The organism is Chryseosolibacter histidinae (assembly GCF_018598225.1).
GTDB classification, from domain to species: Bacteria; Bacteroidota; Bacteroidia; order Cytophagales; family Cyclobacteriaceae; genus Chryseosolibacter; species Chryseosolibacter histidini.
The window spans coordinates 1-15139 of record NZ_JAHESF010000081.1 but is presented as its reverse complement, the minus strand read 5'-3'; the positions used below and the strand labels follow the sequence as shown (position 1 = coordinate 15139).

General features: G+C 50.1%; 15 protein-coding genes and 1 pseudogene. 12 read left to right on the top strand and 4 right to left on the bottom strand.

The window, feature by feature from the left end:
• From KK083_RS32125 to KK083_RS32075, 11 genes and pseudogenes are all read left to right on the top strand, one after another.
• Positions 1 to 204: pseudogene (locus KK083_RS32125) on the top strand (glycosyltransferase family 1 protein); the annotation flags it as partial.
• Between the two features lie 3 nt (positions 205 to 207).
• Positions 208 to 762 carry a dTDP-4-dehydrorhamnose 3,5-epimerase gene (gene rfbC, locus KK083_RS32120; RefSeq protein ID WP_254170264.1) on the top strand — a complete coding sequence of 185 codons (555 nt, stop codon included), beginning with the start codon at positions 208 to 210 and terminating at the stop codon, positions 760 to 762.
• A gap of 94 nt (positions 763 to 856) precedes the next feature.
• Positions 857 to 1543, top strand: a complete 687-nt coding sequence (locus KK083_RS32115; protein ID WP_254170263.1) for a polysaccharide biosynthesis/export family protein — start codon at positions 857 to 859, stop codon at positions 1541 to 1543.
• Between the two features lie 10 nt (positions 1544 to 1553).
• A complete protein-coding gene (locus tag KK083_RS32110; protein WP_254170262.1) occupies positions 1554 to 3869 on the top strand; it encodes a GumC family protein in 2316 nt (771 codons plus the stop codon).
• Complete coding sequence (locus KK083_RS32105) at positions 3869 to 4597, top strand: tyrosine-protein phosphatase (protein ID WP_254170261.1); 729 nt, start codon at positions 3869 to 3871, stop codon at positions 4595 to 4597. Before KK083_RS32110 ends, KK083_RS32105 begins: the two co-directional genes overlap by 1 nt.
• Positions 4594 to 5574: an NAD-dependent epimerase/dehydratase family protein gene (locus KK083_RS32100; protein WP_254170260.1), complete on the top strand. Its 981-nt coding sequence runs from the start codon at positions 4594 to 4596 to the stop codon at positions 5572 to 5574. Before KK083_RS32105 ends, KK083_RS32100 begins: the two co-directional genes overlap by 4 nt.
• Positions 5575 to 5639: 65 nt before the next feature.
• Complete coding sequence (locus KK083_RS32095; protein WP_254170259.1) at positions 5640 to 7046, top strand: tetratricopeptide repeat protein; 1407 nt, start codon at positions 5640 to 5642, stop codon at positions 7044 to 7046.
• Positions 7046 to 7849 carry a phosphosulfolactate synthase gene (locus tag KK083_RS32090; RefSeq protein WP_254170258.1) on the top strand — a complete coding sequence of 268 codons (804 nt, stop codon included), beginning with the start codon at positions 7046 to 7048 and terminating at the stop codon, positions 7847 to 7849. The genes KK083_RS32095 and KK083_RS32090 overlap by 1 nt, the downstream gene beginning before the upstream one ends.
• A 258-nt stretch (positions 7850 to 8107) precedes the next feature.
• Positions 8108 to 8851: a shikimate dehydrogenase family protein gene (locus KK083_RS32085; RefSeq protein WP_254170257.1), complete on the top strand. Its 744-nt coding sequence runs from the start codon at positions 8108 to 8110 to the stop codon at positions 8849 to 8851.
• Between the two features lie 169 nt (positions 8852 to 9020).
• Positions 9021 to 11045 carry an excinuclease ABC subunit UvrB gene (uvrB, locus tag KK083_RS32080; RefSeq protein ID WP_254170256.1) on the top strand — a complete coding sequence of 675 codons (2025 nt, stop codon included), beginning with the start codon at positions 9021 to 9023 and terminating at the stop codon, positions 11043 to 11045.
• An 82-nt stretch (positions 11046 to 11127) separates the two neighbouring features.
• Positions 11128 to 11565 carry a hypothetical protein gene (locus KK083_RS32075; protein WP_254170255.1) on the top strand — a complete coding sequence of 146 codons (438 nt, stop codon included), beginning with the start codon at positions 11128 to 11130 and terminating at the stop codon, positions 11563 to 11565.
• 73 nt (positions 11566 to 11638) lie between these two features.
• Here KK083_RS32075 and KK083_RS32070 read toward each other — a convergent pair whose 3' ends face one another.
• The 4 genes from KK083_RS32070 to KK083_RS32055 form a co-directional block, all read right to left on the bottom strand.
• Positions 11639 to 12526, bottom strand: a complete 888-nt coding sequence (locus KK083_RS32070) for a serine hydrolase (protein ID WP_254170254.1) — start codon at positions 12524 to 12526, stop codon at positions 11639 to 11641.
• An 80-nt stretch (positions 12527 to 12606) separates the two neighbouring features.
• On the bottom strand, positions 12607 to 13212 hold the full coding sequence (locus KK083_RS32065; protein ID WP_254170253.1) for a superoxide dismutase: 606 nt from the start codon (positions 13210 to 13212) through the stop codon (positions 12607 to 12609).
• 148 nt (positions 13213 to 13360) lie between these two features.
• On the bottom strand, positions 13361 to 13807 hold the full coding sequence (locus tag KK083_RS32060; protein ID WP_254170252.1) for a nucleoside deaminase: 447 nt from the start codon (positions 13805 to 13807) through the stop codon (positions 13361 to 13363).
• A 21-nt stretch (positions 13808 to 13828) separates the two neighbouring features.
• Entirely contained in the window at positions 13829 to 14380 is a 552-nt protein-coding gene (locus KK083_RS32055) for a hypothetical protein (RefSeq protein WP_254170251.1), read from the bottom strand.
• 135 nt (positions 14381 to 14515) lie between these two features.
• Between KK083_RS32055 and KK083_RS32050 the strand changes: the two genes are divergently transcribed.
• Positions 14516 to 15139 (top strand): amino acid--tRNA ligase-related protein (locus tag KK083_RS32050; protein WP_254170250.1); only part of this gene is annotated, 624 nt, incomplete at its 3' end.

Genomic DNA, 15139 nt, shown 5'->3' with positions numbered 1-15139 from the left:
GTGCACAACTACAACGGGCTGCTGTGCAAGATGAAAGACGCCGACGACCTGGCCGATAAAATGAAGCAGATAGCCGGCCTTGACAACGAAGCGCTGCAGCAGTTTGGCCGCAACGGCCGGTTAAAAATGGAAACTGAGTACGATGAATCTTTCGTTATTAAGAAGTATCTTCACGCCCTGAAACAGCTAAAAAAAGCATCTTGATTCATGCAGATAAAAGAGACCGGTATTAGTGGACTTATCGAGATCATACCGGCCATATTCGAAGATAACAGAGGCTGGTTTTATGAATTTTTTAATAAGAGGACTTTCGAAGCGGCAGGTATAAAAGCGGACTTCGTTCAGGAGAATACCTCATTTTCGAAAAAGGGTGTGATACGGGGCCTGCACTTTCAAAAGTCTCCCTACGCACAAGGTAAGCTGGTGACTGTTCTCAGTGGAAAAGTGCAGGACGTTGTGGTCGATCTCCGGAAAACCTCACCCACCTTTGGCCAGACCTACTATTGCACACTTGACAGCGAAAAGCGCAACATGATGATGGTGCCTGAGGGATTTGCCCATGGCTTTGCTGCACTGGAAGACACGATCTTCTATTACAAGTGCACCAACTTCTATCATAAGCCATCGGAATTGGGCATTGTGTGGAACGACCCCCGGTTGAACATTCAGTGGGCGGTCAAAGACCCGGTGATATCGGAGAAGGATGCTGTTTTGCCTACGCTGGATGAATTACTGAGAAAATCAGTAATTTCACCTGACTGACAAACTAACGCTACCGTTGAGAATACAGGATCTTTTAAACTGCCTTGCCATAGGATTTATTTTTTCGTCCTGTGCTTCCTACAAACAAAACATCATGTTCAACGTCGCTCCGGGCGATGTGGTGCAGCAGGTAAAAAATGCTGAAGCCAACTACGTGATCCAGAAAAATGACTTGCTGCGGCTGGACGTCAACACGAACCTCGGAGAGAAAATCATCGATCCCAACCTCGAGTCGTTCAAGCAGGGCGCCGGCGGCCAGGGCCAGGCTAAAGAGAGCGAAACCTACCTCGTGGATATCAACGGTATGGTTAAACTCCCGATGGTCAGCGAGATCAAGCTGGAGGGCCTCACCCTGAAGCAGGCGGAGGAAGTATTGCAGAAAGAATACAGTAAGTTTTACCGTGAGCCGTTCGTGACCCTTGCGTACACCAACAAACGGGTGATCGTGCTGGGTGCGCCTGGCGGGCAGGTGATTCCGCTGGCAAACGAGAACACGCGCCTGACGGAAGTACTTGCGCTCGCCAAAGGGTTTGCCACGGAGGCAAAGGCACACAACATCCGGGTGCTGCGGGGCGACAAAGTATTTATAGCAGACTTCAGCACCTTTGCGGGATACCTGAAAAACGATATGATCATGACCCCAGGCGATATCGTATACGTTGAGCCGGTTCGCCGGCCGCTTTCCGAAAGCCTTCGCGAGTATGGTCCCCTGGTCAGCATCGTTACCAGTCTGGCAACGCTGGTAGTGGTTATTTTACAGGTGGATAATAACAACAACTGAGCATAGATCCTTGGAATACAACCAGAACATACAGCCCATGGCTTCTCCGGAGATCGACTTCGATAAACTGAAGCTCATTCTCCGCAGCAACTGGATGTGGATAGCGCTGATATTCATTCTCGCCAACGCCACCGCGTATGCTTTTATCCGTTATACCAAAAACCTCTACCAGTCAAGCTCCGAGCTGAAGCTGGAAGTGAAAGACGAAGCCTCCGAGCTCGGCATCGAGACGATGATGATGGAAGACAAGAACCGCAACCTTGTTTCCGGCGAGATCGAGATCATCCAGTCTGAGCTTTTTTTGAACCGTGTGCTCGATTTTTCGGCCTTCGATGTGAGCTTCTTCAGCGTGGGCAGGGTGCTCAACGAAGAGCTCTTTCACAACCCTCCCGCCACTGTCGTTTATTTCAACAAAAATCACAGCCTGTATAATCAGCCCATCGCCTTCGAAGAGGTGGACGAGCGGCAATTTAAATTACAGCTACGCGACGATAAGGAGGTCATAGGCCGTTATGCGGAACGAGTAAAGATCCATGACCTGGAGCTGATACTGAAACGCAATGACAATTTTAAAAAAGGCGACGAGATCGGATATTTCCTGGTGATCAACAGCCGCAGCACCTTGCTGGATTACCTGAGAAAAAACCTCACAGCCGAGCCGCTGAACTACAACGCCAACACCATCCGCATTTCTTTCAAAGACTACAATCCCTACAAGGCACAGGCAGTGCTCAGCAAGATCGATTCGCTTTATCTTCAATTCAGCAACGAGCAGAAGAACCTCGCCAACAAGCAGAAGATTGACTGGCTTACCAACGAGCTGAGCCAGATCGAAAAGAAGATGGAGGCCCACGAAAACTATTTCGAGAACTTCACGCTGCAGAACAAGACCTCCAACCTGGACGAAGACCTCAAGGAAACGATCATCGGCATCAACAAGCTCGATTCGCAACGCTACCACTATGCCCGGAGGCTTGCTGACCTGGATCTTTTTGTTAACCGGCTCAACAATGGCGAGTTTCAGCTGCCCATCATGCTGCGCCAGCAGCTTCCTCCTGTTATGAACACACAGCTCGATGCCCTGCAACAGCTGCAGCTGGAACAGGATAAGCTGAAGCTCTCATACCAGGAGATCACGTTTGCTTACCGGCAGAAAGCAAAAGAAATAGAGGTATTAAAAGCCAAGAGCCTCGATCAGCTTACCGGCCTGCGCGATGAATGGCACAAAAGGCTGCAGGAGGTGAACCAGCGCAAAGCCGCCATGGAGAAACAGTTTGCAAGCCTGCCCGACAAGAATACCGAGTTCTCCAAGAACCAGCGTTTTTACAAGCTGTATGAAGAGTTCTACCTCACCCTCATGCAGTCGAAATCGCAGTTTGAGATCGCCATGGCCGGCAGCATCCCCGATTTCCGCGTACTTGCCCCCGCCAGCCTCTCGCTCAAACCCATTTCGCCTAATAACATGATGGTTGCCGGGGCCGGCTTCGTGGCAAGCATGGTGTTCATCTTCTTTTTCATCGGCGTCTCTTACCTGGCCAACAACAGGATCACCGGTGTAAACGAGCTCGAAAAGAATACAACGGCGCCGCTGCTGGGCGCAGTGCCGATGATGAAGCAGAAAGACGAAGGACTGCACGTGAAGGATTACCCAAGGTCGATGGTGAGCGAAGCCATCCGCACCTTGAGAACAAACCTCGACTTCTTCAATATTGCCGCAAAGAAAAAAGTGATCGCCGTTTCTTCCACCGTTTCAGGAGAAGGCAAGTCGTTCATTGCCATGAACCTCGGCGGCGCCATGGCCCTGTCGAAAAAGAAGGTCATCCTCATCGACCTCGACATGCGCAAGGCAAAGACCAATATGGCGGCCAACGAAAGCGATCCTTCGAAAGGTGTGAGCACCGTACTGATCCGCAAAGATTTATGGCAGGAATGTGTAGTGCGAATGCCGCTTAACAACTTCGACTATCTTCCTTCCGGGCCGCATCCGCCCAACCCTTCTGAGCTGCTGATGAATACCGAGTTCACAACGCTGCTGGCAGAGCTGAAGGAACATTACGACTGCATTGTGATGGACACGCCGCCGGTAGGCCTTGTTACCGATGGCATCGTGGCGATGAAAAGCGCCGATATCTCTGTTTATGTGTTCCGCGCCAACTATTCGAAGAAGGAATTCCTTTCCAACCTGCAGCGTATCATCAGCATCAACAAGTTCTCGAACATAACAACGTTGCTCAACGCAGTGCCGTCGTCCGGAAAAACGTACGGATACGGTTATTATGAAGAAAATGGCAGTCCCGGAAAAATAAAGTCAATCTTCAGACGCTAGTGTTTAACTGGTTCAAAAAAAAGGATATTGCCGCACACCAACTGCTCACGGTTGACATCCACTCGCACCTGCTTCCACAGCTTGACGATGGTGTGAAAGACCTTGAGGAAGCGGAGCGTATCATCTCATATTTTCACGCACTTGGCTACCGGAAGCTCATTACCACGCCGCATGTGATGAACGATATTTACCGGAACACAGCATCCGGCATCCGCGAGAAGCTGGCGATCTTAAAGGCACACCTTGCCGCAAAGAATATCCCTGTGGAGATCGAAGCCGCCGCCGAATATTACCTGGATGAAAACCTGATGGCCATGCTGGAGGCAAACCAGCCGCTGCTCACCATCGGCCAGAATTATGTGCTTTTCGAAACTAATTTTATTACGGAGCCCTTCAATCTGAAGGAGTTCATTTTTCTGGCATCGTCAAAAGGTTATAAGCTCATCCTGGCGCATCCTGAACGGTATTTATACCTGCACGGCAATTTTGATAAGGCACAGGACCTGCTCGACAGGGGTGTGCTGTTTCAGCTGAACATCAGCTCCATAACCGGGTATTATTCCAAACCCGTGCAGCGCATGGCGCTCAAATACATAGACCGCGGCTGGGTACACTGGCTGGGCAGCGACTGTCATCACCTGAAACACGCCGCGCTGTTAGAAAAAACAATGACCACAAAATACTTCAGGAAAGCTTTATCTTTACCGCTCCTCAATAACTCACTATGATTGCAGTAACAGGAGCCAATGGTTTGTTGGGAAGTTTTATTGTCAGGAAACTGCTCGCGCAGGGTGAGCCCTTCATTGCTTTGAAACGAAAGAACAGCGATGTTTCATTGCTGGCAGATGTGCAGTCATCCATCCAATGGAAAGATGCAGACATCCTTGACCCTGTGTCTATGGGCGAAGCGCTGGAGAATGTGAGTGAGGTGATCCATGCTGCCGCCATGGTCTCTTTCAACCCACGCGATGCGCGCAAGATCTTCAGGGTGAACGTAGAGGGAACACGCAACGTAGTGAACGCATGCCTCATCGGCCAGGTAAAAAAACTGGTCTACATCAGCTCCGTTGCCGCGCTGGGCCGCCTGAAGGGACAATCCGAAATTGATGAAGGTCAGAAGTGGACAGACAATCCGCTGAACAGCACATATGCAGAGTCAAAATACCTGGCAGAGCTTGAAGTATTCAGAGCGCATGAAGAAGGACTGAACACCGTGATCGTGAATCCGTCAGTGATCCTGGCGGGCGCGGACTGGAACAAGAGCAGCGCCAAACTTTTTAAGTATGTGTGGGACGAGCGTCCGTTCTACGTCGACAGCTTTCTCAACTATGTGGATGTACGCGATGTGGCCGACGCAACATACCGGCTGCTGCGCGCAGATCATCGCGGAGAGCGTTTCATTCTGAATGCAGGTGCCATTGCGTTGCCGGAATTCCTCAGCAAGATGGCCGTCCGGTTCAGCAAAAAACCACCTGCAATGCGCTTGAATAAAACTGTACTCAGGTTAGTTGCCGCAGGAGAAAGTGTACGTTCGTGGCTCAGCCGTTCGGAGCCGCTCATAACCCGCGAAACAGCACGTTTTGCCGGTACGCGTTTTCTTTACCGCAATGAGAAAATAAAAAAACAGCTCAATTTCGAATTTCAAACGATTGACCAAACCCTTGAATGGTGCTGCGAATATTACATGAAACAGGCCAAACGTTAAAAATGACCTAAATAAATTTACCTTTACACCAGATTTTCTCTATTTTAGAAAAACCGTTTCAGTCAATGTCGAGAGAATACCGCAAAAGAGAAGAGGAAAACGAGCTGATTAAGAGATTCGAAGACCACCTTCGAAAAAAGAAACCAGAGTTTTTCGATCTTGACGCTTACGAAGAAATTATCGATTACTACATGTTCCGCGGCAAGCACACCCGTGCGCTGCAGGCTGTCAACCAGGCCATCAATCAATATCCTTTTTCCACAGAATTGATCGTGGTCAAGGCACAGGTGTTGTCTAATCTTGAAGATTACACCCAGGCGCTTGAGCTGCTGGAACAGGCTCACTCCCTTCAGCCCAACGACCCGGAGATCTTTATCACCAAGGGTTCCATATTATCGCTTCAGGGAAAATTCAAAGAGGCCATTCAAAACTATGAAGAGGCCCTGATGCTGGCAGAAGACAAGGATGAGGTTTATTACAACATCGGCCTTGCCCGCCAGAGCATGGAAGATTTCGGCGGCGCTATCAAAGCATACAAAAAAGCCATCGAGATCAACCTGAATCACGACGGCGCATTGTACGAGCTGGCGTATTGCCTCGACATCACGGGTCAGCTGGAGAGCAGCGTGGCCTACTACCAGAAATTCATCGACGAAGATCCATACTCGGCGGCAGCGTGGTACAACCTCGGCATTGTGTACAACAAGCTCGAGAAGTATGACGAGGCGCTGCAGGCTTACGACTACGCCATCACCATCGACGATAACTTCGCCTCTGCGTGGTTCAACATGGGCAACACCTACATGAACCTGCAGCAGCACACCAAGGCGCTGGACGCATTTAAAAAAACCGTAGAGCTGGAAGGCCCGAGCCCGGAAGTATATTGCTGCATTGGCGCCGCTTACGAGAGCCTGGAGCAATACGAGCTGGGACTCAAATATTTTCAGAAAGCCACCAAGCTCGACACACTGTACGACGAAGCCTGGTATGGCGCAGGCGCATGCCTGGAGAAGCTGGAAAAGTGGCACCAGGCACTCCACTTCTACAACAAAGCCCTGAAGCTGCACACCGAAAATGCAGAGTATTGGAAATCCGTGGCGCACGCAGAGTTCAAGATCGGCAACACCATTTCGAGCATCGATGCCTACGAGGAAGCCAGCAAGCTTGACCCCGAAGACAAGGAAATCTGGCTGAACTGGTCGTTTATTTACTACGAGCAGGGCGATTACCTCAAAGCAACGGATATTTTACTGGAAGGATTTGACACGATCCCTGACGACGCCGAGCTGTTCTACCGCATGACCGTGTACCTTATCGAGGCCGGCAAATTCAAAGAGGCCTTTAATTATTTGGAAAATGCGTTAATTTTGGACTTTGATGGTCACACTGCATTATTCGATTTTTTTCCGAAGATCGAAACCCAGAAGGCTTTGCACAAGATCATCGAACAGTTTAGAAAAGAAAACCATTAATGAATTACGACCTTAAAAATCTGCCTGAGCGTACAACCAAGCCCAGGCAATATGGTTTTACTATGGCCATGGATAAGGGCCTGAGCATCCGCGAAGCCGAAGATTTTGTTAGCACCTGTGCCGATCATATCGACATTGTAAAGCTCGGTTGGGCTACCTCCTTTGTAACGCCCAACCTCAAAGACAAACTCCGTGTTTTCAAAGAAGCCGGTATCCCCGTGTATTTCGGTGGAACACTCTTCGAGGCCTTTGTGATCCGTGATCAGTTCGACGATTACCGCCGCCTGCTCGATAAGTTCGATATGTCTTTCGCCGAAGTATCAGACGGCTCGATTGATCTCGACCACGATAAAAAATGTGATTACATCGCCAGGCTTTCCGAGCAGGTAACGGTGCTCTCGGAAGTAGGCTCGAAAGATGCAGACAAGATCATACCACCGTATATGTGGATCGATCTCATGCAGAAAGAGCTCGATGCAGGAGCGTGGAAAGTGATCGGCGAAGCACGCGAAGGCGGTAACGTGGGTCTGTTCCGTTCTACCGGTGAAGTAAGGTCAGGGCTTGTACAGGAGATCCTGACTAAAATACCGTTCGAAAAAATTATCTGGGAAGCTCCTCAAAAAGCGCAGCAGGTGTGGTTCATCAAACTGCTGGGCGCCAATGTTAATCTTGGCAATATTGCACCTGAAGAAGTAATTCCGCTCGAAACCATCCGTCTTGGCTTGCGCGGTGATACCTTTTTACATTTCCTCGGTATTGAAAAAAAGAAAAGCAATACCGCACCACCATTCGAGATTGATTAACAGGCTGTGTAAAGGCGATGGATAATGACTTGTTTTTAACCGGCTGTTTTCTCATTTTGGCCGGCGCTACAAGATTTATCCGCAGATGTTTGCTCATTATCAAAGCGTTACCTTAGCTTTGCAGGCTGATTTGAAAAACATTGCCGGAAGATCCGGAGCATTACAACAAAACCCCTCAGTTTTTCAGCCATTGAAGCGCCCGTGCGCGAGTGGTTTATTTGACAAAGATTGCTGCAGACTTAAAACAAAAATCTGATCATGGAAAAAGTATTTGGGCTGATCGGCCAAACCGTTAGTCATTCATTCTCTAAGGCTTATTTCGACGAGAAATTCTTTCGCGAGGGTTTACGCGATCACCACTACGAGCTGTTTCCGCTGAATAACATCAGCGAGATCGAGAACCTGATCAAAAATACGAAAGGACTAACCGGCCTGAATGTGACCCTGCCCTACAAAGAGCAGGTGATCCAGTTCCTCGACGAAGTAGACCCCGACGCCAAAAAGATCGGCGCCGTGAACGTGATCAAATTTAAAGACGGCAAACGCAAAGGCTTCAATACCGACTCCGGCGCATTTCTCGAAACCATCGAGAAGTGGCTTCCCAAAGACAAAACCTTTAAAGCCCTGATCCTTGGCACGGGCGGATCTTCAAAAGCTGTGCAGCAGGCCCTCACCAAAATGAAGATGGATTTCAAGATCGTATCGCGCGAAGCATCGAAAGGCCATCTCACCTACGAGGACGTACAGAAAAACCCGAAGCTGATCACCGAATCGCACCTCATCATCAATACCACCCCCCTGGGCATGCACCCCAACACCTCCACCATGCCCCCCATCGATTACGAAAAGATCGGCGCCGAACATTATGTTTACGACCTGATCTACAACCCTGCACGCACCCTATTTCTCCAGAAAGCCGAGATTCGGGGCGCAACCATTAAGAACGGGCTCGAAATGCTGCATGTGCAGGCCGAAAAATCATGGACGATCTGGAATAACTAATATCGAGAATTTACGATTTTCGATCTACGATCTCAGATTTGAGGCTGGAAAGCTGGTTTAGAACTAATTCATTAATTTAATTATTGTATTGTTGCTGACATACTGTTGTCAGCAAGGGGCATTTGATTTGTGTACAAATCACTGACCACTCACACTTACCGATTGAATTATGGATTTTAAACTGATAAGCGAATACGTACCTACCGGCGATCAGCCGCAAGCCATCAAACAGCTGTTAACAGGCATCAACGAGGGAGAACGGCACCAGACCCTGCTGGGCGTTACCGGATCAGGCAAAACGTTCACCATGGCCAACGTCATCGCGCAAAGCAACCGGCCAACACTCGTGCTCAGCCACAACAAAACCCTGGCCGCCCAGCTGTATGGTGAGTTCAAACAGTTCTTTCCCGAAAACGCCGTAGAGTATTTTATCTCGTATTACGATTACTATCAACCAGAGGCCTACATTCCTTCGTCGGGTCTTTATATCGAAAAAGATCTCTCCATCAACGAGGAGATCGAAAAGCTCAGGCTGAGCGCCACATCGTCACTGCTCACCGGCAGGCGCGACGTGATAGTAGTGGCTTCCGTATCGTGCATTTACGGTATCGGCAACCCGGACGAGTTCGGCAAGAACGTGATCAAGCTGAAAGTGGGTGAGGTGATCGCCCGCAACCGGCTGTTGTTTGCACTGGTAGACATCCTGTACAATCGCACCGAAGTGGAATTCAAAAGGGGCACGTTCCGGGTAAAAGGCGACACCGTTGATGTGTTCCTGGCGTACGCCGATTATGCGCTGCGCATTTACTTCTGGGGCGATGAGATCGAATCCATTCAACGCATCGATCCGCAGACGGGAAAGAAGATCTCCGACGAAAAGGTCGTGACCATATTTCCCGCCAACCTGTTCGTTACCGGCAAGGATGCGCTGCAGGTGGCGATCCATGAAATACAAAACGACATGGTGAACCAGGTGAAGATGTTCGAGGCTGACCTCCGGCACCTCGAAGCCAAACGCCTGAAAGAACGTACTGAATTCGACCTGGAGATGATGCGCGAGCTCGGCTACTGCTCGGGCATCGAGAACTACTCACGTTACTTTGACCGCAGGCAACCCGGCGCACGTCCCTTCTGCCTCATCGACTATTTCCCTGACGATTTCCTCATCATCATTGACGAGAGTCACGTCACCGTGCCGCAGATCAGGGCCATGTGGGGTGGCGACCGTTCCAGGAAAGTGAACCTCGTTGATTTTGGTTTCAGGCTTCCTTCGGCGCTCGATAACCGCCCCCTCACTTTCAATGAGTTCGAAGCCATGGTGAACCAGGTGGTGTATGTCAGCGCCACACCCAGCGAATACGAGCTGCGCAAGTCCGAAGGTATTGTGGTGGAACAGCTCATCCGTCCCACAGGACTGCTCGATCCCGAGATCGATGTGCGGCCCAGCAAAAACCAGATCGATGACCTGCTGGAAGAAATAGACGAGCGTGTGAAGAAAAAAGAACGGGTGCTGGTGACCACGCTGACCAAACGTATGGCCGAAGAGCTTACCAAGTTCATGGAGCGCGCCGGTATCAAGTGCCGCTACATTCACTCTGAAGTGCATACGCTCGAACGTGTTGAGCTGCTGCGCGAGCTTCGCCTCGGTGTATACGATGTGCTGGTAGGTGTGAACCTGCTGCGGGAAGGACTCGACCTGCCTGAAGTTTCGCTCGTGGCCATCCTGGATGCTGACAAGGAGGGCTTCCTGCGCAACCAGCGCTCGTTGGTGCAGACCATCGGCCGCGCCGCCCGTAACGAGAACGGAAAGGTGATCATGTACGCCGATAGCATCACAGAATCCATGCAGGTAGCCATTGAAGAGACCAACCGCAGGCGCAAGATCCAGATGGACTACAACCTCAAGCACGGCATCGTACCCAAAACAGTGCTGAAGTCAAAAGAGGCGATCCTCGGCCAAACAAAAGTTGCCGATTCGAAAAAATCCGTCAGGCGTTATTATGTGGAGAATGAAGAGGTCACGCTTGCTGCCGATCCGGTAGTGGCTTACCTCAGCAAAGACGAGCTCACCAAAATGGCCGAGCGCACACGCAAAGCCATGGAGAAAGCAGCAAAAGAGCTCGAGTTTATGGAAGCCGCAAAACTACGCGATGAGTACATGGCCATTCAGAAAATGCTGGAAGAGAAAAAATGATCTTATTTCAGAGGTACGATTTTAGATTTACGATTTTAAAAATTGAAATTTGATCCTGATAGCTTCGGCAATAAAATCTAAAATGAAAAAACGCTTCCTGTCGCTCGTCCTGATATTGATCACTTCAACCGCTTTTAGTCAGATCGCCAAAGATTTTATGATCGGCGCCAACCTTGACCTGATCCGGTCAGACCAGGACGGCTACTTTGAAAAAGCACAGGCTTCCGCGGAGCTGAATTACTTCCTGACACGAAAGTTCACTGCTACCGGAGGTGTAGAATACTGGACAGAGCACCAACAGGTAAGCCTTGTGATGGGTGGCCGGTGGTTTCCGGTGAAGGAAGCTTTTCTTCGCTTACGCGGACTGGTAGGTGCAAATGATATCGCTATTGGTGGAGGCTGGTCTAAGCCGCTGAAGCCCGGCCGCAACTGGTATTTCGAAAGTATGGCGGATGTGTACACCGTTCACGGTTATGTAGCCATACGCGCCGGGGTGGTGTACGTGATCAAGAGAGAGTAGCTGCGAACATTCTTTCTCAGATCGGTATAAAATAAAAAAAGGATCGCTTTTAACGATCCTTTTTAGTTCAAATTCACTCCGTCACAGACTTATAGATCATTTCTGAAACTTTAGCCATGGCGTTGACAGCGGATTTTTCATCTTCCAGTTTTTTGGAGAGGATCACCAGCACATATTTACGTCCATCGGGTAACAGTACAATACCGGAGTCGTGGCGCACACCGCCGATGCTGCCTGTTTTGTGCGCCACCTTCACATCGGCGGGAAGTTTTGCCGGGATGATCTCCTTAAACTTCTGATCGAGCAGAATGCGGGTCATCGCTTCCGATGCCGTTTTGCTCACCATCTCACCCCTGGCGATCTTCTCGAAGATGAGCATGAGGTCATAAGCCGTGGTGGTGTTGTTCAATCCTTTCTGAAAAGCTTTCGAATCTTCTACGCCTCTCAGCACCTGGATGTCGTTCGCGCCGAGGTCACGCATGGTCTGCGTTACTTTCTTCGCGTCAACAAGCTCTATCACCATGTTGGTGGCCAGGTTGCTGCTCACAATGATCATGTCATAGATGAGCGCTGCGATCGTTCTCTTTGTTCCCACCTGCTCATACAGCTTCTTTTCGCTGTCATCTTCCGCGTCAAGACTGTAGGTGCTGCTATCGACAATGCTTCTGAATTCGTTCTTGACTATCAGGGAATCGTCCAGTGAAAACCTGCCCGCCTCCGCCTGCTTAAATGCTTCGATCATCACCGGAGTCTTCATGGTGCTGGCGGCGTGAAAGGTTTCATGCTCATTGATGAGGATCTCACGCCCTGTGGTGAGGTCTTTGAAGGCAACAGCAAAAACACCGCGCTGCGCACCGAGCTCGGCCTTGATATTTTCTTTCAGTGTTTCGTCTGCATCGCGTTGAGCGCAGGAGAACACCATCATGGAAACAAGTGATAATGGAAGTAGAGACCTGTACATTTTTAAAAACGTTTTAAAATGAAAAGTGCTGCAGCGTAAGCCACAGCACCGTGAAAAGATTTCGTTATCTGAAGGAAGAATTATTTCGCAGCAAGTCTTTTTGCTACCTCGTTCCAGTTCACCACGTTCCAGAAAGCTGTGATGTAGTCGGGCCTTCTGTTCTGGTAGTTGAGGTAGTAGGCGTGCTCCCATACGTCAAGACCCAGGATCGGCGTGCCCTTCACTTCCGCAACATCCATCAGGGGGTTGTCCTGGTTCGGCGTTGACGTGATCTGCAGCTTGCCACTTCCGTCTTTGATCAGCCATGCCCAGCCTGAACCGAACCTGCCCGTTGCGGCAGCAGCGAATTTTGTTTTGAACTCATCGAAGCTTGTAAAGGCAGCGTTGATAGCTTCGGCTACAGCACCGGTGGGCTGACCTCCAGCGTTGGCTGCCAGCACAGTCCAGAACAAACTGTGGTTGTAGTGTCCGCCACCGTTGTTGCGTACAGCCACAGGGTATTTTGAAATATTCTTGCAGATCTCTTCAATGCTTAACTTTTCAGCATCGGTGCCAGCAATGGCATTGTTAAGATTGGTAACGTAAGTGTTATGGTGTTTGCCATGGTGGATCTCCATGGTACGTGCATCGATGTGAGGTTCAAGCGCATTAAAAGCATAAGGAAGTGCAGGAAGCGTAAATGCCATAGGATAAAAATTTATGGTTAAACAATTAGTTCTGTAAAAGCTGTCAAATATACAACGGGAAGTTAGAGCAGAAAATTCAATTTAACAGGAAGTTTCGATTAATTAACCCGGGTTTTTACCACTTGCATCCAGCAGGGATCTGCAGCAGTTATGCTCTGAGCTTCTTGAAGAAGTTGTCGATAAGCGCCTTGGCCTCCTCTGCCATAACGCCCCGCTGCACTTCAGTTTTAGCATGGAGCAGCGGCGTGCTCACCAGTGAGTAACCCCGTTGTACATCAGAGGCGCCGAACACCAGCTTTTGCAGTTGCACCCAATGCAGCGCACCGGCACACATCACACAAGGCTCCAGCGTAACATACAGGGTACATTCGTTGAGGTACTTGGAGCCCAGGTAATTGGCAGCCGCCGTTACCGCCAGCATCTCGGCATGGGCCGTGGCATCGGTGAGCTTTTCCGTTTGATTGTGTGCCCTGGCAATGATCCTGTTCTTGCAGACCACCACAGCGCCCACGGGGATCTCGCTGATCTCAAAAGCCTTCTGCGCTTCTTTCAGCGCTTCGCCCATGAAGTAGGCATCGTTGAATGGATTGACCATAAGCTCGCGTATAAGAGACCTTTATTTTACTTTGACCGATCGCATCATATCCTTCGCTATCGGCCGCCAGGTCTCCTGGTCGCGCTTGGGGCAGTTGAATGAAAATACCAGGGTTCGTCCCGGCTCCACTAGGTACTGCAGGTATGTGTATCGCAGCACAGGATCTTTCAACCCTTCCTGTGGTCCCGGCTTGCCATTGATGCGCGACCCGATCTCGAAATAGATGAATTTCTTTCCGTTCACTTCCTGGATGCCCTCGCTGAGGAACTCCACACGGTCGAACATGTTCTGAACACTCGATTTGAAGAACTGCTGTGCCAGCTTGATGTCGGCATCCGGCCAGCGGGTTGCAGAAATGTTCACACTGAAGTCAACCAGCCTTTCTTCGTTCGTAAAAGCGGCCAGCGGCGCGCGCACCGAAGGATACCGGTCTGTGAAGTCCAGTCCGTCCATGGGTCTCCACCCCTGGGGAATGGAAACCGTGATGCCGTCAGCCACCTTGGTTTTCACCAGTTTAGGCTGATCAAATCCCATCAAAAACACTAAAAACAGCAGAAAAAACCTCCCGGGCATAGTACTTTAATTTTATTGGATATAACGTCTAAAGGTCAAGTATTATTAAATTCGCGCCTGCCTAACAAACGGGCTAAACTGCCACCGGCAGAACCCTGGCTTGAGGCAAACGGACACAAAATTAATAATTCTATCATGCTACGGACCCATACCTGCGGTGAACTGAGAATATCGGATGTTAATAAACAAGCTATCCTGACAGGATGGGTGCAGCGGCTGCGCGACAAGGGAAGCGTGCTCTGGATAGACCTGCGCGACCGCTATGGCATCACCCAGCTGATCTTCGACGAAAGCTCGACGGAAGCCACCCTGATGCAGGCTGCGCGACAGCAGGGCCGCGAATATGTTCTTCAGGTGGAAGGCACCGTGGTGGAAAGACTTTCCAAAAACGACAAGATCGCTACCGGTGACATCGAGCTGAAGGTATCGAAGCTTACCGTACTCAATCCTGCCAAGCTGCCGCCGTTCACCATTGAAGATGATACCGATGGCGGAGATGAGCTCCGCATGAAATACCGCTATCTTGACCTGCGCAGGAATCCTGTACGCGAAAGCCTGCAGCTCCGCCACAAGATGGCACAGCAAACACGTGCCTTTCTCGACAGCTTGAACTTCATTGAAGTAGAAACCCCTGTGCTCATCAAATCCACACCCGAAGGCGCCCGCGATTTTGTGGTGCCCTCGCGCATGCACAACGGTGAGTTCTATGCGTTGCCCCAGTCGCCGCAGACCTTCAAGCAGCTGCTGATGGTCTCAGGT